This is a genomic window from Micromonospora echinospora (genome assembly GCF_014203425.1).
Classification (GTDB): Bacteria; Actinomycetota; Actinomycetes; order Mycobacteriales; family Micromonosporaceae; genus Micromonospora; species Micromonospora echinospora_A.
In genome coordinates this window covers 5,013,010-5,031,000 of sequence record NZ_JACHJC010000001.1, presented here as the reverse complement: position 1 = coordinate 5,031,000, position 17,991 = coordinate 5,013,010, and the positions used below count along the sequence as shown (strand labels likewise).

Here is a 17,991-nt window from a genome sequence, read left to right as displayed (position 1 = left end):
CAGTCATCTATGGGATCGTTAACACATGCGGGGCGGAACATCGAACCGGCTGCTGCTGGTCGAGGACGATGCGGATCTGACCGAGATGCTCACCGAGACGCTCGGCCACGAAGGTTACCTGGTCGACCGGGCCTTCGACGGCCAGCGCGGGCTGCATCTCGGGCTGACCCGCACCTACGACGTGATGGTCATCGACCGGATGTTGCCGGCGCTCGACGGCCTCGACCTGGTCACCCGGCTACGCGCCCGGGCGATCCCGGCCCGGACCCTGATGCTCACCGCGCTCGGCACCGTGGACGACCGGATCGCCGGGCTGGACGCGGGCGCCGACGACTATCTGGTCAAACCGTTCGACCTCGACGAGCTGAGCGCCCGGGTCCGGGCGCTGTGCCGGCGCAGGCCCGAGCCGACCGACGTGCTGCGCATCGGCGCCGGGCGGCTCGACCTGGGGCCGCGCGAGGCGGTGCTGGCCGACGGCACCCGGGTGGCGCTGTCCACCCGCGAGTTCGAGCTGCTGCGCGTGCTGGCGGCCCGGCCGAACACCGTGCATCCAAGAGCCGTGCTGCGCCGCAAGGTCTTCGAGGAGGCCGCCGGGGCGTCGATAGTGGACACCTACGTCTACTACCTGCGGCGCAAGCTCGGCCGCGCGGCGGTACGCACCGTGCACGGCCTCGGCTACCGCCTCGGGACCCTCTGATGGAGGCGGTCGAGAAGGCGATCGTGCGGCGGACCCGACTCCGGATCGGCCTGTTCGTCGGCCTCACCATCGGTGCCCTGCTGTTGCTGGCGGGCGGCATCTCCTACGCGGTACTGGTCCGGGGCCAGGACGCGCAGATCCAGCGTGAGCTGGCGTGGGGCACCGAACACGGCACCATCGCCGGCCCGCCCGCCTGTAGCTGGATCTTCGAGTACGAGGGCGCCACCGTGCACACCGGCGCGAACCCGCCGCCACCACCGGGCTTCCCGCTGCACGACGTGCTGGCCACAGTGGCGGCCACCGGGGCCACCGAGATCACCACTCTCACGCGTAACGGCACGACCTACCACGTACGCACCGAGGCCCGCGGCGACACCGTCGTCCAGGCGGTGTTCGACGCCCGTTTCCAGCTGTCCGACCGCCGGCACCTCCTGCTCGCGTTCAGCCTCGCGGCGGTGGTCGGGCTGCTCGCCGCCGTGCTGACCGGCATGGTCGTCGGCCGTCGAGCCGTCGCACCACTCGCGGAGGCCCTGACCCGGCAGCGCCGCTTCGTCGCGGACGCCAGCCACGAACTGCGCACGCCGATCGCCCAGGTGCACACCCGGGCCCAGTTGATCGCGCGCCGGGCGCGCAACGACGGCGCCGCCACGAACCTGGACGACCTGGAACGGCTGATCGGCACCACCCGCCGGCTCGGCGAGATCGTCGACGACCTGCTGCTCTCCGCCCGGCTCGCCGCCGCGCCCGCCGACCGGGAGCCGGATCCGCCGGTCGACCTCACCGCGCTGATCGGTACGACAGTCGCCGCCGAGGGCGACCGGGCAGCCGAGCGCCAGGTCACGCTCGTCCTGGACGTCCCGGGCGACCCGCTGCCGGTGCCGGGTGTCGAGTCGGCCCTGCGCCGGGTCGTCGGCGAACTGCTGGCGAACGCGCTTGCCCACACCCCCGCGGGAGGCCGGATCACCGTGACGCTGCGGGCCGTTGACGACGTCGCCGAGTTCGTGATCGCCGACACCGGGAAGGGCTTCGACCAGGCGGACGCCCGGCGCATCTTCGACCGGTTCCACCGGGGCGCGGGTGCCGGCGACCGCCGTTTCGGCCTGGGGCTGGCCCTGCTCCAGGAGGTCGTCACCAGCCACCACGGCACCATCGAGGCCGAGGGCCATCCGGGCCGGGGAGCCCGATTCACCGTACGTCTTCCGACGGGGCGATCGCCGAGCGCCACGGGCAGGGCCGCCCGGATCAGGAACCTCCGGGTGTGGCAGCTCGGCGCCGGTACGTGAGCGCCGGATCGTGGAGCGCGTTCTCCGGACCGCCGGGCCCGCCGCCGGCCGGCCCGAGGTGCAGGATCGCGGTCGGCGCGTCGGCCAGGTTCCCGCCGGCCGGCAGCCAGGTCGCCGGGGGAGCGGCCGCCACCGCCACCGGTGCGTATCTCCGGCGCACCAGCGCCAGCGCGAGCGCGCCCAGGCCCGCGGCGACCAGCAGGCCGCCCAGGAGGAACATCGACGTACTGCCGCTCTCCTCGCCGGCCGCCTTGAGCGTGGGCGGCGCGGCCGCGGGCGTGTCGTCGTCGGCCGCTGCGGCGAGAGGGCTCGCCTCCGCGGCGGGCGACGGCGACATCGTGGTCGGCGTGGCCACCGCGGCAAGGGTCAGCCGTACGGTGGCTACGTCACCGGCCCTGCCCCTGACGGTCGCGCGGGCGGCACGGTAGCCGTCCATGGACGCGCGGACCGTGATGGATCCCTCGGCGATCGTCCGGCCGGCCTTGGAGGTGATCGAGAACTGGCCGTTGCGGTTGCTGGTCGTCCGGTACTCGTGACCGGCGCTGTCCCGGATGGTCAGGTCCGCGCCGCCGATCGCTTTTCCGTCGGCGTCGAGGACCCGGCCGGAGACCCCACTCACCCCGGCCGCCGGTTGGGCCCCGCCGGTGGGCGAGGCACCCGCTCCGTGGACGTGGACCATCTTGTAGGCGTAGCTGTTCTGCCCGGCGAGCCGCACGCCGATCGAGATGTTGAGGCCGGTGGTCTCGCCCGGGCGGGCATCCGGGGCGACGAGTGTCGCGTCGAAGGTTCGGCTCTGGCCGGGACCGAGATTCGGCTCCGCCCGGCAGCCGGTGGCGCACCGCAGGCCGCCGCCCACCACCACGATTGCCGTCTCGGCCCGGCGTCCGTTGTTGGTGACGCGGAACTGCACGCGTACCGTCTCGCGGGGTTTCACGTTCTCCGCCGACACGCTCAGGATGCTCACCGTCTCCGGCGCGGCCGTGGCCGGTGCTGCCGCCACCGCGAACGTCCCTCCGGCCAGCGTGGCCAGTACGGCCGCGCGGGCCCATCGGACACGGGAGCGCGTCGTCACTTCCCACCACCTTCGCCGAGAGCGGGCAACATCGGTCGATGAAGCCGCGGGCCACTATGCCCTGTGCGGGACGGGTTGCGCGACCCGGCCCATACCGCACGTTCGCGGAGCGATTTCGGTAGGTTCGTCGCATGAGTGAGGACACGCTCCGGTCGGTGCAGATCGAGCGCACCAGCGTGGGCAGGTACGTCGTGCGCAACGCCCGTGGCGGCGAGATGTCGATGGGCACGGGGGAGGACGAGACCTTCACGCCCGTGGAACTGCTGCTGGCGGCGCTCGGCGGCTGCACCGCCGTCGACGTCGACCTGGTGACCAGCCGTCGCGCCGAGCCGACCCGGTTCGCCGTCACTGTGAGCGGTGACAAGATCCGTGATCCGGAAGCCGGTAACCGGATGCGGAACCTCACCGTCACCTTCTCGGTGGCGTTTCCGGCCGGAGCGGACGGCGATCGGGCCCGTGCGGCCCTGCCACGATCTCTGCGGCAGTCGCACGACCGGCTCTGCACCGTCTCCCGGACGGTGGAGCTGGGTACACCCGTCTCCCTCGTGGACGCGAGCGACCCGGGTCCGGCCGAGCCGCGGTGACCGACGGAGGCCCGGTGTCGCCAGGGCCGATCCGCCGGGACTGTTAGCGCTAACCATGCGCCGCTGCGGTTCTCTGACGCGTGCGGCGGGCCGACCGTAAGCAAGCCTTCCGAAAGCTTCGAGCCTGCCATCATCTTGACAGCCGTCTATGTTATCGAAAACATGACTGGTAACCCGAACGTAACGCCGCTGCCATGATCGTTCGCCCCGTGTTCGTGATCTCGGAGCGGAGGCGACCAAGCGCAGGAGGTTTCGGTGGCAGGGACCGCTCAGACGACACGGACGGTTGCGGTGGCGGTTTCGGCGGCCCTGGCACTCGGCGCGGGGGTGCTGGCCGGGGTTCCGCCGGCGTCGGCGGCGACGGTGGATACGACCGCGTCGTACGTGTTCGTGAACCGGCACAGTGGCAAGGCGATGGACCTGTACGACTGGTCGACGGCGGAGAACGCGCCGGTCAACCAGTGGACGCGCAACGACCTCGCGGTGCAGCAGTGGCAGTTCGTGGACGCCGGTGGCGGGTTCTACAAGGTGCGGTCGCGGCACAGCGGGAAGGTGCTGGAGTTGCCGAGCGGCGGCGACGGCACCCAGTTGGTGCAGTCCACCGACCGGTCGTCGGCCACCCAGCAGTTCCGGTTGCAGGACTCCGCCGGTGGGTTCGTGCGGTTCGTGAACCGGCAGTGGAGCAAGGTGATCGACGTGTGGGGCTGGTCGACAGCCGACGGTGGCCGGCTGGCCGGTTACTCCGACCTGGACGGCGCCAACCAGCAGTGGCAGCTGATCCGACTCGGCGGCGGGACACCGACCAGCCCGGCGCCGACCACTCCGGCGCCGGCCTATCCGCAGCCCGGCCGGGTCACCGGTGACATCGGCGTGCACGACCCGACAGTGGTCAGACGCCCCGACGGCACCTACCTCGTCGCGCACACCGGCGACAACATCGCGTTGAAGACCTCCACCGACCGGGTGGCCTACCGCAACGCGGGCGCCGTCTTCCCCGGTGGCGCACCGTGGACCACCACGTACACCGGCGGCGCGCGCAACCTCTGGGCGCCCGACCTGTCGTACCGCAACGGGCGCTATCACCTGTACTACTCGGCCTCGACCTTCGGCTCCAACCGCTCGGCGATCTTCCTGGCCACCAGCACCACCGGAGCCTCCGGGAGCTGGACCAACGAGGGGCTGGTCGTCGAGTCGCGGACCACCGACGACTTCAACGCCATCGACCCGAACCTCACAGTGGACGACCAGGGCCGCTGGTGGCTCACCTTCGGCTCGTTCTGGTCCGGCATCAAGATGATCCCGATCGACCCTGCCACCGGACGCCGGCTCGGCACCTCCATGCACGGTCTCGCGAACTACGGCCCCGGCATCGAGGCGCCCGTCCTGGTCAAGCGCGGCGCCTGGTACTACCTGTACGTCTCGTTCGACAGATGCTGCCAGGGCGCCGCCAGCACGTACCGGATCATGGTCGGTCGCTCGGCGAGCCCGACCGGGCCGTTCGTGGACCGCGCCGGCCGGGACATGCTCGCCGGGGGCGGCACCCAGATCCTGGCCTCGCACGGCAGCGTGCACGGGCCCGGCCACCAGGCGGTCCTCGCCGACACCGACGGCGACGTCCTCTTCTACCACTACTACGCCGACAACGGCGCGTCGCTGCTCGGCATCAACCGCATCGGCTACGACGCCGCCGCCTGGCCCTACGTCTACTGACCCGGGACCCGGACCCACCGCCGCCGACCGACGACCTGGCCCACCTGGGAGGGCGCATGCCTCTTCGACACCTGCTCCGCACGGCCCACCGCCGAGGGGCCGGCGCGGCGCCCGCCGACGCGCCTGCCCGCCGGCGCCTGCGGCCGGTCCTGGCCGCGGCGCTCGCGGTGCTCGCCGTGACCGCCGGTCTGCCGGTGGCCGGGCCCGCGCAGGCCGCGCCGGCCGTGAACCACACCAACCCGCTGGTGAACCAGCGGGCCGATCCGCACATCGTCAAGCACACCGACGGCTACTACTACATGACCGCGACGGTCCCGGAGTACGACCGGATCGTGCTGCGGCGGGCCACCACCCTGCAGGGACTGGCCGGCGCCGCGGAGACGACGATCTGGCGCCGCCACACCAGCGGGGAGATGGGCGCCCACATCTGGGCGCCGGAGATCCACTTCATGAACGGCAAGTGGTACGTCTACTTCGCCGCCGGACGCACGGACGACGTGTGGCGGATCCGGATGTACGTGCTGGAGAACGCGAGCACGAACCCGCTGTCCGGCTCGTGGACCGAACGCGGCCGGATCACCACGCCGTGGGACACGTTCAGCCTGGACGCCTCGACGTTCGTGGTGAACGGGGTGCGGTACCTGACCTGGGCCCAGCAGGAGCCCGGCATCTCCACCAACTCCAACGTCTACCTCGCCCGCATGGGCGCCAACCCGTGGCAGATCACCGGCACGGTGACCCGGCTGGTGGTCCCGACGTACGACTGGGAGACCCGTGGTTACCGGGTGGCCGAGGGCCCGACGGTGATCCAGCGCAACGGCCGGGTCTTCCTCACCTACTCGGCGAGTGCCACCGACGCCAACTACTGCCTCGGCATGCTGACCGCGTCCGCCGGCGCGAACCTGCTCGACGCCGCTGCCTGGGCCAAGAGCCCGGCCCCGGTGTTCGCCAGCAGCGCCGCCACCGGCCAGTACGGCCCCGGGCACAACTCCTTCACCGTCTCCGAGGACGGGCAGAGCGACATCCTGGTCTACCACGACCGCAACTACCGGGACATCAGCGGCGATCCGCTCAACGACCCGAACCGGCGGACCCGGATCCAGAAGCTCTACTGGAACGCCGACGGCACCCCGAACTTCGGCATCCCCGTACCCGACGGGGCCACCCCGGTCCGGCTGCGGTCACACGACCTGACCACGAGCTACGTCCGGCACTACGACTACCGGGCCCGGGTCGAGCCGAACGTGACGAACCTGGCCGACTCGCAGTTCCGCATCGTCCCCGGCCTCGCCGGCGGCGGATCGGTGTCCCTGGAGTCGACGAACTTCCCCGGCTACTTCCTGCGCCACCGGGCCTTCGCCCTCTACGTCGAACGCGACGACGGCTCGGCCCTGTTCGACAACGACGCGAGCTTCCAGCGCCGCCCCGGCCTGGCCGCGGCCGAGGCGCTCTCGCTCGAATCGCAGAACTACAGCGGCCGGTACGTCCGCCACCGCGACGGACTGCTCCAACTCGAAGCGGTGGGCACCAGCGCCGACCGGGCCGCGGCCACCTTCCACCTGGAGTAGGCGCCCGGAAAAACCGTCACGCCGCATTCGGCGTACCCCTTTGGAGGTCCACGATGCTCAACCCCGCAGTGACGTCGCCGCCCGGCGCCCCACGTCGCCGGCGTGCCGGCCTGGTGCTGGCCCTGGTGGCGGCGCTGGCCGGCGCGGTCGGCGTCGCCGTGGTGGCCGCGCCACCGGCGCAGGCCGCCACCATCGACACCAGCGCCTGGTACGTGCTGGTCAACCGCAACAGCGGCAAGGTCCTCGACGTCCGGGACACCTCGACCGCCGACGGCGCGGTGATCCAGCAGTGGTCCCGCAACGACGGCGCGTGGCAGCAGTTCCAGTTCGTCTCCTCCGGCAGCGGCTACTACCGCCTGCGGGCCCGCCACAGCGGCAAGGTGATCGACCTGTGGGAGTGGAACGTCGCCGACGGCGCGGAGTACCGGCAGTGGCCCGACCTCAACGGCACCAACCAGCAGTTCCAGGTCCTCGACTCGGACAGCGGCTACATCCGCCTGATCAACAGGCACTCCAGCAAGGCCCTGGAGGTCTGGGAGCGTTCGACCGCCGACGGTGCCCGGATCAGCCAGTACACCGATCTCAACGGCGCCAACCAGCAGTGGCAACTGGTCCCGACGGGTACCGGCACACCCACCACGCCGCCACCGAGCACCGGGTGCGGCAGCGGCTCGTACCAGGCCGAGGCGGTGCTGGGCGGCGGCACCTGGACGGCCCGCAACGGATCGTCCACCGTGTACACCGGCTCGGACATGCTCGCCGCTGTGCAGGCAGCGGTGAACTCGCTGTCGGCGGGACGGACCGCGAAGCAGCGGGTGGTGGTGCGCGGCTCCGGCTCGATGAGCGCGGGCTCTCGGTTGTCGCTGCCGTCGTACACGACGCTGGCGGTCTGCGGCACGATCAACGTGACCGGCTCGGGGTCGGGCGACTACGCGCCCGTCTACTCCCGTGGCACCACCGACGTCGAGGTGCAGAACCTGACGCTCACCGGTGCTCCGCTGTACGGGATCTTCATGCGCAACGTCGACAACCTGACGCTCGGCCAGATCGACATGCGGCTCTCCGGCGGCCTGGGGGTGCGGATCGACAACCACGGCGGTGACCGGGCGGTCAAGGTGCGCAACGTGCGCATCGACACCGTGTACGTGTCAGGGACCGGCGCGCACGGCGTCGAGACGTACGGCGTGGACGGTCTGACGATCGGCACCGTCACCGCGCGCAACACCGGATACTCCGGTCTGCTGCTCAACGACACGATCAACGCCACTGTGGGCACCGTCGACGCGCAGGGCGCCGGCACCGGAACCGGCTACGCGGCGTTCCGGATGGCCAACCGCAACGGCCGGGTGGGCAACTCGTACCCGACGAACATCCGGGTCGGCACCGTCATCGCATCCGGTGGCGGCCGGGGGATCTTCTGCGTGTCGGAGTCCGGCGGCGCGGTCATCGACCGGGTGACGATCTCCAACACCGGCAACAACTCGATCCTCGTGGAGAACTGCTACAACGTCACGATCGCCGGGGTGTCCGGCACGGTGACCGGCGGCGGCGAGGTGCGCATCGCCTCCCGGACCGAGTTCCCGATCTCCTCCGGCATCCGCTTCCAGAACCTGACTGTCACCAACACGAACATCACCCAGAGTCCCTGCGGCGGAGCGAACAACACGATCAGCAACGTCACGCGGGTCAACTCGACGCTGAACTGGTGTTGAGCGCCGCAGGCGCGCACCCCGTACCACCACCCACCACCACCGTCCACCGGAGGAGTTCCCGTGACAACGGCTCTCACCACCCCCGAAAGGCGCCGGCGGCACCGCTGGCGGTCCCTGGTCGCCGCCGCCGGCGCCCTCGTCGTCGGCACCGTCGGCGCGGTCGTCGCGTCGCCCTCGGCCCAGGCGGCCACCATCGACACAGGCGCGTACTACGTGCTGGTCAACCGCAACAGCGGCAAGGTTCTCGACGTCCGGGACACCTCGACGGCCGACGGCGCGGTGATCCAGCAGTGGTCCCGCAACGACGGGGCCTGGCAGCAGTTCCGTTTCGTCAGCTCCGGCAGCGGCTACTACCGACTGCAGAACCGCAACAGCGGCAAGGTCGTCGACCTGTGGGAATGGAACACCGCTGACGGCGCGGAGTACCGGCAGTGGCCCGACCTGAACGCGACCAACCAGCAGTTCCGGGTCCTCGACTCGGACAGCGGCTACGTCCGCCTGATCAACAGGCACTCCAACAAGGCCGTCGAGGTCTGGGAGTGGTCCACCGCCGACGGCGGCCGGATCTCCCAGTACGCCGACCTCAACGGCGCCAACCAGCAGTGGCAACTGGTGCCGATCGGCGGTGGCAGCCCTGGGACGCCCCAGACCGGGCTGGTCGGCTGGGCCACCCAGAACGGTGGCACCACCGGTGGCGGCAACGCCGCCGTCACCACGGTGACCAGCGCGTCCGCCCTGTCCAGCGCGCTGGGGTCGTCCAGCGCCGCGGTGATCCGGGTGTCCGGCACGATCTCCTGCTCCGGCATGCTGCGGGTCCGCTCCAACAAGACGATCCTCGGTAATGCCGGCGCGACGATCTCCGGCTGCGGATTCACCGTCAGCGGCGACCGCAACGTCATCGTCCGCAACCTGAACTTCCGCAACTGGAGCGATGACGCCATAAACGTCGAGCAGTCGGCCACCAACATCTGGATCGACCACAACAGCTTCACCAACGGGTACGACGGCGCTGTCGACATCAAGCGCGGCTCCGATTTCGTCACCGTGTCCTGGAACCGCGTCTACGGTCACGACAAGTCGATGCTGCTGGGCCACAGCGACGACAACGGCAGCCAGGACGTCGGGCACCTGCGCGTCACCTACCACCACAACTGGTTCGACGGCTCCAACCAGCGCCACCCGCGGGTGCGCTTCGGCAACCCGGTCCACGTCTACAACAACCTCTACAGCAACGTCGGCGGCTACGGCGTGGCGTCGACGATGAACGCCGGGGTCCTCGTGGAGGGCAACTACTTCGAGAACACGGCCGACCCCTACCACCGGGGCGAGGGCTCGTCCGGTCCCGGTTCCCTGGTCGCCCGCAACAACTGCTTCGTCAACTCGGGGGCCGGGCAGGCCGGCGGCAGCGTCGCCGGCATCCCGTACCCGTACACGCAGGATGCCGCCTGCGACGTGAAGGCCGTCGTGACGGCGGGCGCCGGGGCCGGACGGATCAGCGTCTGACCGCGCGCTGCCTGGAAGGTGGGCCGGCCCGGGTTCGCTCTCGGGCCGGCTCAGCCGCGCGGCGTCCGGGTGGCCGAGGTGGTGCCCGGCGTCGACCCGGACCGGGCCACCAGTGACCCCAGCAGGCGTAGGTTGTCGTGCGACGGGCTGCCGGGGTCGGTGGTGTAGATGAACAGCGTCTGGTCCGGGTCGCCGGGCATCGCGAGGGCCTCGTAGCGAAGGGTGATCGGCCCGACCTCCGGGTGGCGCATCCGCTTGGTGCCGTACGTGCGCTCGTGCACGTAGTGCCCGTTCCACCAGGTACGGAACTCCGGGCTCCTGATGGTCAGCTCGCCGACGAGCCGGCTGAGCTGTGGATCGTCGGGATTGCGGCCGGCATACAGACGCAGGGTGCCGACCACCTCGGCAGCCACCGTGGGCCAGTCCAGGAAGGCGTCGCGGGCAGCCGGGTCCAGGAAGATCCAGCGGATGTAGTTGCGCTGCCGTGGCGGCAGCAGTGTCCAGTCGGTGAGCAGCGCACGGGCGAGGGCGTTCGACGCGAGCACGTCCGTCCGGCGTCCGAGGACGAGCGCCGGGTGCTCCGTCATGGAGGCGATCAGCTGGTGCATCGCCGGACGTACCCGTTGGGCGGGCGTCTCCTGGTTGCCGCGCCGGACGGGCCGCGCCAGGTCGGCGAGGTGGGCGCTGGCGGCGGCGTCGAGCTGGAAGACCCGCGCGAGGGCCTCGACGACAGCTGCGGACGGGCTGGTGTGCCGGCCCTGTTCGAGCCGGGTGTAGTAGTCGACGCTCACCCCGGCGAGCAACGCCACCTCTTCCCGGCGCAGCCCGCGGACCCGGCGCCCGTGCGTCGCGGGGGCGATGCCCACGTCCTCCGGCGCCAGGGCGGCCCGGCACCGGCGAAGGAACCGGCCGAGGTCTGAGTGTCCCGCCATGCCCCAATGATCGGCCGCGACCGGCGTTCCGCGACACCGTCCGGGTGGGTGTGTCGTTCCCAGGCAGCGCTGGGCCTGCCTCGCCGTGTTCTCGGCCCTTTCTCGTCCGCAGCATGGGATGTGTCCCAGCCGGGACGCCACGGCACCGAGGCTCAGGAGCTCTCATGTCCTTCCCGACCACCCGTCCGGCCACCTGGTTCGTCACCGGCACATCCCGCGGCATCGGCCTCGAACTGGTCCGGCAACTGCTGGACCGGGGCGACAACGTCGCGGCGACGACCCGCTCGGCCGAGCGTCTCGGCGCGGCCCTCGGTCCGGTCGACCGGCAGCGGCTGCTTCCCCTCGAACTCGACCTGACCGACGAGGCGGCGGTGGCGTCGGCGGTCCGCGCCACCACCGACCGTTTCGGCGCCGTCGACGTCGTGGTGAACAACGCCGGCTACGGCTTCCTCGGCGCGGTCGAGGAAGCCGGCGACGCCGAGGTGCGGAAGATGTTCGAGGTGCAGGTCTTCGGCGTCTGGAACGTGCTCCGCGCGGCCATTCCCGGGATGCGCGCGGCGCGCAGCGGCCACATCATCAACGTCTCCTCGATTCTGGGCCTCACCGCCTTCCCGGGCTGGGGTCTGTACTGCTCGGCGAAGTACGCGCTGGAGGGCCTGTCGGACGCTCTCGCGGCCGAGGTCGCCGAGTTCGGTATCAAGGTCAACGTCGTGGAGCCGGGCTACACGCGTACCGACTTCCTGCGCACGTCCTCGCTCGGCCTGCCGGCGAGCACCGCCGACGGCTACGGGGCGATCCGCGAGATGACCGAGGCGCACCTGGCGATGCCCGGGAGCCAGCTCGGTGACCCGGTGAAGGCCGCGGCCGCCATCATCGAGGTCGCCGTCGGTGGCGCGGCGCCGCTGCACCAGGTCCTCGGCTCCGACTCCTACGCCCTGGCCAAGGCTCGGGTGGAGGCGCTCGCCGGTGACATCGAGGCCGGCCGCGAGCTCGCGTTCACCACGGACATCGCCGGCTCCTGACACGCCCGGCGCGGCGTCTGCCGGTCCCCGCCACGGCGGGGACCGGTTGCCTCAGCGGTTCAACGCGGCGGCCAGCGCCTCCGGCCGGCTGAGGGCCAGCAGATGACCGCCGGGCAGCCGCTCGGGCGTGACGCCGAGCCGCTGCTGGGCCACCCGGGTCTGGAACTCGGCCGGGAAGAACCGGTCCGCGCTGCCGCACAGGACGTCGGTCGGCACGTCGGGCCACGCGTCCAGCGGCCAGGGCTGCGCGAACGGGGTGCCCGACTGCGGTGACCCACCCGCCATGGCCTGCGCGGTGATGTCCTCCGGGACGTCGTGGAAGAAGTACACGAGCGGATCGAACGGCCCGTCGGGGGAGCGGCCCTCGCGCCGGTCGCACTCACGGCGGGCCTGGTCCTGGCCGGTGTTTGTCCACCAGTCGCCGCCGGTCTCGCCGGGCGCCGGGATCATCGCGTTGACCAGGACCAGCCGTGCGACAGGCAGCCGGCCGCAGACCAGTGGCGCGGTCAGGCCGCCCATCGACTGGGCCACCACCAGGTCCCCGCGGTCACCGGCCGCGTCGACCACGGTGTCCGCGTACTCCGGCAGTCCCGCGCTGTCGTCCGCGGCCGGCAGGCCGACGGCTGTCGCCTCGTGGCCGCGCTGCTCCAGGAGGGGGACCAGGCGGTGCCAGTACCAGGCGTCGCCGCCGGCCCCGGGCACCAGGATGTAGGTCGTCACGGTGCGAATTTAGCACCAAGCAGTGCTGTAACAATACCATCAGTGCATGACGCGCGTATACGACGACCCCTGCGGCCTGGCCCGGGCGCTCAACCTGGTCGGCGACAGGTGGGCGTTGCTTGTCGTCCGCGAGTTGCTGCTCGGCCCGAAGCGCTTCACGGACCTGCGGCGCGGCCTGCCCGGTGCCAGCCAGAGCATGCTCACCGCCCGGCTCGCCGAGTTGGAGGAGGCGGGAGTGGTGCGCCGTCGGCGTCTCGGTCCGCCGGCCGGCGTCCGGGCGTACGAGCTGACCGAATGGGGGCGGGACCTCGAACCCGCCCTGCTGGGGCTGGCCAGGTGGGGGAGCCGGAGCCCGCTTGCCTCGTCGGCGCAGCTGAGTGTGGACGCGCTGGCCCTCGCCATGAAGACCACCTTCGACCCGGCCGCGGCGCGCGACTTCGCCGTACGGTGTCAGCTTCGTCTCGACGGCGACAGCCTGCTCGTCGCCGTCGAGGACGGACGGTTCGACGTGGTACGCGTGGACGTCGCCGATTCCGACCTGGTGATCCAGGCCGGCGTCGGGGTCTTCCGCTCGCTCATCTTCGGTGGCGTGCCATTGCGTGCCGCCGACGTCGTCGTCCGGGGCGACGGCGAGGTCGCGGCCCGCCTGCTGCGGCTGTTCCGGCGCCCCACGCCGGTGGGCGTCGATGCCCTGGAGTGACGGCGCGAGTGCGCTCAGCTGCCCCTCAGGTGGCGTTGGCGGCCTCCCGGCGCGGTGAGCCGCCCCTCAGTCGGCACAGATGCCTGCTGTCGACCCGAACCCTACGGATCGCCGACCCACCCGACGGTCTTGTTCATCACTGATCAACCCGGTGGGGGCGACAATCAGCGGGTGGTGGACAAGGTGGTGGAGGCGCTCGTCGGGCTGCCGCCGGTCCTGGTCCTGACCCTGGTGGTCGTCCTGCCGGCTCTGGAGTCCTCGACGCTGCTCGGGCTGGTCGTACCGGGTGAGACAGCGATCCTGATCGGCGGGCTGGTGGCCCACGGTGGTGCGCTACCGCTGTGGGCGGTGGTCGCCGCCGGGACCGTCGGGGCGTGCCTCGGTGACCAGGCCGGGTACGCCCTGGGCCGCCGGTACGGCCCGAGCGTGCTCGCCCGCGCCCCGCGAGTGCTGCGCCGGCGTCTCGACCTTGCCCGGGCCCGCCGCCTGGTCGCCCGTCGCGGGGCGTGGGCGGTGCTCATCGGACGCTGGGTGGCGGTGCTGCGGGCCGTTGTCCCCCTGATCGCCGGGACCGGTGGGATGCGCTGGCCGGTGTTCCTCCGGGCGAACCTGGCCGGCGGGCTGGTGTGGGCGACAGCCGTGGCGGTGCTGGGGTACCTGGGCGCCGCCTCCTACCGGTATCTGGAGCGGGAACTGGGCATCGGGGAGTGGGTCCTGCTGGCCCTGATCGGCGCCGTCGTGGCGCTGCGGATCTGGCGGATCCGGCGGAAGGCGGCCCACTGATGAACGGTGGCCAATCAGCGGCGCGCCGTGGGGCGCATCGGTAGCGTCACTCGCGCGAGAGGTGGCTGCCGACACACCGCTGAGACATAGCCGTCCTGTCCGCGGATCACCGACTACGTGCTCAATCTTCTGAAGCATCGGCAACATCCCTGGAAGGAAGAGCCTCATGACGCATATCTCGATCATCGGCACCGGAAACATGGGCCAGGCCATCTCTGCGATAGCCGCCAAGGGCGACAACAGCGTCGAACTGTTCGGCAAGACCGATCTCGACAAGCCGGTCACCGGTGACATCGTGGTGCTCGCCGTGCCCTACCCGGCGGTGGACCAGGTGCTCGCTCAGCGCGCCGGTCAGCTCGACGACAAGATCGTCGTCGACATCACCAACCCGCTGAACTTCGAGACCTACGACTCGCTCACCGTTCCCGCCGACTCCTCGGCCGCCGCGGAGATCGCGGCGAAGCTCCCACGCTCCCGGGTGGTCAAGGCGTTCAACACCACCTTCGCCGGCACCCTCGCCGAGGGGACCGTCGGACCGCTCACCACCACCGTGCTCATCGCCGGCGACGACGCGGACGCCAAGGCCGCCCTCGCGGGCGTGGTCACCGCCGCCGGGCTGAAGGCCGTCGACGCCGGCTCCCTCCACCGCGCCCGCGAGATGGAGGCCGTCGGCTTCCTGCAGATCAGCCTGGCGGCGAACGAGAAGCTTCCCTGGTCCGGCGGCTTCGGCGTGGTCAACTGACCTGCTCGCGGCCGGGGCCCCGGTGACGCTGTACGACTCGCGGGGGCGAAGCAGCGGTGGTCGGCTGACCTGACGGAGCGGCGGGGGTGGCCGGGGGAGCGGCGGCAGCCGGGCCCGCTCGTGTCATGCTCGCAACGATGAGCACCGAGCGCCCGCGCGACCCACGCCACCACCGTCGGTCGCGCCGCCGCGTGGCCCGCGCCGCGTTTGTCGTCGGGGTGCTCGCCGCATTGGCCGCCGTCGCGTACGTCGTGGTGCCGCTGCTGCGGCCACCGGGCCCACGACCGGCCTTCCAGCTCCCTGTGGCCTGTGGCGAGACGTGGCGTCTCTCGACCTATCCCGGGCACGACGACTACGACATCGACCTGTTCCCGACCACGGGCGAGGCGTGGGGGCGGCCCGTGCTTGCCTCCGCCGCGGGCACGGTCACCGTGGCGGGCGTCAACGGATCCCTCGGCGGTCGCACCCCGCAGGACCCGAACGGCCCGAAGGGGCGGGGCGGCGGTTACTGGGTCAAGATCGACCACGGCGGGAAGTGGGAGACGCAGTACCTGCACCTGCTCGAACCGCCGTTGGTGAAGCCCGGTCAGCGGGTGGCCCGCGGCGACCAGCTCGGGCGGGTCGGCAGCACCGGGGACTCCGGCGCCCCGCACCTGCACTACGAGCAGCGCCGGGGATGGGAGAAGGTGGAGACCCACTTCGACGGCCTGCCGTCCGGCATCACGTCCGACGACCGTGCGTACACGGTGCGCCTGACCAGCGCCAACTGCGACCAGAGACGGCCGTAGCCGGCGCCACCGAAACCTAATTCGGTCGCCGCGGTCGCGACGGTCGGGCAAGGTGGGACTGCATCCGGCGGCGAACGCCCGCCACCAGGACCACGACGAGGAGTGACAATGCGAGCAGCTTCCACGCTCCGGACCCTTGACCGTCCTACCGTGGAGTCCTGCCTTGGCGTTGTTGAACCTCGGAATCGTCGCCCATGTTGATGCCGGAAAGACCAGTCTGACCGAGCGGCTGCTGTACGAGGCGGGCGCCGTGTCCGAGCCGGGCAGCGTCGACGCCGGCACGACACGGACCGACTCGATGGAGTTGGAGCGCCGGCGTGGCATCACCATCCGGGCGGCCGTCACCTCGATCACCATCGGTGATCTGAGCATCAACCTGCTGGACACCCCCGGCCACCCCGACTTCATCGCTGAGGTCGAGCGTTCGCTGGCCGTGCTGGATGCCGCCGTACTCGTGGTGTCGAGCGTGGAGGGGGTCCAGCCGCAGACCGTCGCCATCTGGCGGGCGCTGCGCCGGATCGGCGTACCGACGGTGTTCTTCCTCAACAAGGTCGACCGCCGCGGTGCCGACGTCGGCCGGGCGACGGCCGAGCTACGCCGGCGGCTCGGGGCGCGTCCGGTCCTGCTCACCACTGTCGCCGGCCAGGGCGGGCGCGAGGCCCGGGTGCGAGCCGTGCGCCTCGACGCCGAACCGGTGGTCGCGGAGGTGGCGGAGGTCGACGACGCGGTGGCGGCGCGGTGGCTGACCGATCAGCCGGTACGCGTCCGCGACGTCCGGCGGGCGATCCGCGGCGCGGTACGCCGTGGCGACCTGATCCCGGCCGCGTGCGGCTCGGCGATCACCGGAGCCGGGGTGCGCCAGTTGTGCGACGTCCTGGCCGATCTGCTGCCGTACGGCGACACGCGGGACGGTCCGCTGGCGGGCACGGTCTTCGCCGTCGACCGGGACGGCCACGGCCGGCGGGTCTGGTTGCGGTTGTGGTCCGGGCGGCTGCGCGTACGGGACCGGGTGCTGCTCGCCGGAGCCCGACCTCAGACGGTGACCCAGATCGCCGTCATCGAGCCCGAGGGTGTGCTGGTGCGAACGGCGGTGTCCGCCGGTCAGATCGCCGCGGTGCGGGGGGTGTCGGCGCGGATCGGGCAGCACATCGGGCAGCCGCCGCGGCGGCACGACTACCGGTTCCCGCCGCCCACCCGGCAGGCGGTGGTCGAGCCGGTCGAACCGGAGCAGCGCCTGGCGATGTTCGCCGGCCTGGCCGAGCTGGCCGACGAGGACCCGCTGGTGGACCTGCGCCTCGACGAGCAGCAGGCGGAGGCGGTGATCCGCCTGCACGGCGAGGTCCAGAAGGAGGTGCTGGCCGCCCTCATGGAGGACCGGTACGGCGTCCGGGTGCGGTTCTCCGGCACGCTGACCGCCTGCATCGAACGGGTCGCCGGCACCGGCGCAGCCGAGGAGCGGGTGCGGGAGCGCGGCAACCCGTACCTGGCCGGGCTGGGGTTGCGCATCGAGGCCGCCCCGGTCGGGCACGGCATCGAGTTCCGCTCCGGTGTCGAGCGGGGTCGGCTGCCGCCGGCGTTCGTCGCCGCCACGGAGGAAGGCGTGCGGGCCGCGCTGCGGCAGGGCCGGCACGGCTGGCCGGTCACCGACTGCGTGGTCACCATGACGGCCTCGCAGTACCTCCCCCGGCAGAGCAGGCCGCACCAGAAGTTCGACAAGTCGATCTCGACCGTGGCGGCGGACTTCCGCCACCTCGCCCCGGTCGTGGTCGCCGCGGCGCTGCGCCGCGCCGGCACCCGGGTGTGCCACCCGGTCGAGCGGTTCGACGTCAACCTTCCCCAGCAGGCGGTGGAGACGGTGCTGGCGCTGCTCGCCCGGCTCGGAGCGGTCGTCCACGACACCGGCGTCGCCGGCGGATACCTGGAGGTGAGCGGCACCCTGCCGTCCGCGCGGGTCCCGCAGGTCGTCGCCGCCCTTCCCGACCTCACCGGCGGCGAGGCGGTCCTGACCACCACCTTCGACCACTACGCGCCGGTCACCGGTGAGGAATCTCCGACGTTGCGCCGGCGCGGACCCGACCCGGCCGACCGCGAGGCATGGTTCAGGGCCGTGCCGAGGTAGGCCGCCTGGGCGCCTGACCGGGCGGCGGCCGGAGCGGTTCCGGGGATAGGATCACC

At 71.8% G+C, this 17,991-nt stretch carries 16 protein-coding genes; 13 read left to right on the top strand and 3 right to left on the bottom strand.

Features of this window, described 5'->3' with window-relative positions:
• The first annotated feature begins 25 nt into the window (after nucleotides 1–25).
• Together FHU28_RS23245 and FHU28_RS23240 are read left to right on the top strand one after the other, a co-directional pair.
• Nucleotides 26–697, top strand: a complete 672-nt coding sequence (locus FHU28_RS23245; protein WP_184686583.1) for a response regulator transcription factor — start codon at nucleotides 26–28, stop codon at nucleotides 695–697.
• Entirely contained in the window at nucleotides 697–1,980 is a 1,284-nt protein-coding gene (locus FHU28_RS23240; protein WP_260413083.1) for a sensor histidine kinase, read from the top strand. The genes FHU28_RS23245 and FHU28_RS23240 overlap by 1 nt, the downstream gene beginning before the upstream one ends.
• Here FHU28_RS23240 and FHU28_RS23235 read toward each other — a convergent pair.
• The gene (locus FHU28_RS23235) at nucleotides 1,940–3,052 is read right to left on the bottom strand and encodes a carboxypeptidase-like regulatory domain-containing protein (RefSeq protein WP_184686582.1); all 1,113 of its coding nucleotides are present in this window, start codon (nucleotides 3,050–3,052) and stop codon (nucleotides 1,940–1,942) included. The two genes, FHU28_RS23240 and FHU28_RS23235, sit on opposite strands and share 41 nt — an antisense overlap.
• 131 nt (nucleotides 3,053–3,183) lie before the next feature.
• On the opposite strand from FHU28_RS23235, the gene FHU28_RS23230 reads away from it, so the two are divergent.
• The 5 genes from FHU28_RS23230 (at nucleotide 3,184) to FHU28_RS23210 (ending at nucleotide 10,129) form a co-directional block, all read left to right on the top strand.
• The gene (locus tag FHU28_RS23230; protein ID WP_184686581.1) at nucleotides 3,184–3,636 is read left to right on the top strand and encodes an OsmC family protein; all 453 of its coding nucleotides are present in this window, start codon (nucleotides 3,184–3,186) and stop codon (nucleotides 3,634–3,636) included.
• A 291-nt stretch (nucleotides 3,637–3,927) separates the two neighbouring features.
• Nucleotides 3,928–5,346: a family 43 glycosylhydrolase gene (locus tag FHU28_RS23225; RefSeq protein WP_311773640.1), complete on the top strand. Its 1,419-nt coding sequence runs from the start codon at nucleotides 3,928–3,930 to the stop codon at nucleotides 5,344–5,346.
• Nucleotides 5,347–5,402: 56 nt separating this feature from the next.
• A complete protein-coding gene (locus FHU28_RS23220; protein WP_260413082.1) occupies nucleotides 5,403–6,914 on the top strand; it encodes a family 43 glycosylhydrolase in 1,512 nt (503 codons plus the stop codon).
• 53 nt (nucleotides 6,915–6,967) lie between these two features.
• A complete protein-coding gene (locus FHU28_RS23215) occupies nucleotides 6,968–8,626 on the top strand; it encodes an RICIN domain-containing protein (RefSeq protein ID WP_184686579.1) in 1,659 nt (552 codons plus the stop codon).
• A gap of 60 nt (nucleotides 8,627–8,686) precedes the next feature.
• Nucleotides 8,687–10,129 carry a pectate lyase family protein gene (locus tag FHU28_RS23210; RefSeq protein ID WP_184686578.1) on the top strand — a complete coding sequence of 481 codons (1,443 nt, stop codon included), beginning with the start codon at nucleotides 8,687–8,689 and terminating at the stop codon, nucleotides 10,127–10,129.
• A 50-nt stretch (nucleotides 10,130–10,179) separates the two neighbouring features.
• On the opposite strand, the gene FHU28_RS23205 is transcribed toward FHU28_RS23210, so the two are convergent.
• A complete protein-coding gene (locus tag FHU28_RS23205) occupies nucleotides 10,180–11,061 on the bottom strand; it encodes a helix-turn-helix transcriptional regulator (RefSeq protein ID WP_184686577.1) in 882 nt (293 codons plus the stop codon).
• A 164-nt stretch (nucleotides 11,062–11,225) separates the two neighbouring features.
• On the opposite strand from FHU28_RS23205, the gene FHU28_RS23200 reads away from it, so the two are divergent.
• Nucleotides 11,226–12,083, top strand: coding sequence for an SDR family NAD(P)-dependent oxidoreductase (locus FHU28_RS23200; RefSeq protein WP_184686576.1), 858 nt, complete (start codon nucleotides 11,226–11,228; stop codon nucleotides 12,081–12,083).
• 51 nt (nucleotides 12,084–12,134) lie between these two features.
• Here FHU28_RS23200 and FHU28_RS23195 read toward each other — a convergent pair whose 3' ends face one another.
• Nucleotides 12,135–12,803, bottom strand: a complete 669-nt coding sequence (locus FHU28_RS23195) for an alpha/beta fold hydrolase (protein WP_184686575.1) — start codon at nucleotides 12,801–12,803, stop codon at nucleotides 12,135–12,137.
• Nucleotides 12,804–12,849: 46 nt separating this feature from the next.
• Between FHU28_RS23195 and FHU28_RS23190 the strand changes: the two genes are divergently transcribed.
• The 5 genes from FHU28_RS23190 to FHU28_RS23170 all read left to right on the top strand — a co-directional run bounded on the left by FHU28_RS23190 (nucleotide 12,850) and on the right by FHU28_RS23170 (nucleotide 17,935).
• The gene (locus FHU28_RS23190; RefSeq protein WP_184686574.1) at nucleotides 12,850–13,503 is read left to right on the top strand and encodes a winged helix-turn-helix transcriptional regulator; all 654 of its coding nucleotides are present in this window, start codon (nucleotides 12,850–12,852) and stop codon (nucleotides 13,501–13,503) included.
• 171 nt (nucleotides 13,504–13,674) lie between these two features.
• A complete protein-coding gene (locus tag FHU28_RS23185) occupies nucleotides 13,675–14,286 on the top strand; it encodes a DedA family protein (RefSeq protein WP_184686573.1) in 612 nt (203 codons plus the stop codon).
• Nucleotides 14,287–14,452: 166 nt separating this feature from the next.
• A complete protein-coding gene (locus tag FHU28_RS23180) occupies nucleotides 14,453–15,028 on the top strand; it encodes an NADPH-dependent F420 reductase (RefSeq protein ID WP_116506775.1) in 576 nt (191 codons plus the stop codon).
• A gap of 137 nt (nucleotides 15,029–15,165) precedes the next feature.
• Nucleotides 15,166–15,816, top strand: a complete 651-nt coding sequence (locus FHU28_RS23175; RefSeq protein ID WP_116506773.1) for a M23 family metallopeptidase — start codon at nucleotides 15,166–15,168, stop codon at nucleotides 15,814–15,816.
• Between the two features lie 163 nt (nucleotides 15,817–15,979).
• On the top strand, nucleotides 15,980–17,935 hold the full coding sequence (locus FHU28_RS23170) for an elongation factor G (protein ID WP_184686572.1): 1,956 nt from the start codon (nucleotides 15,980–15,982) through the stop codon (nucleotides 17,933–17,935).
• The last annotated feature ends 56 nt before the right edge of the window (nucleotides 17,936–17,991 follow it).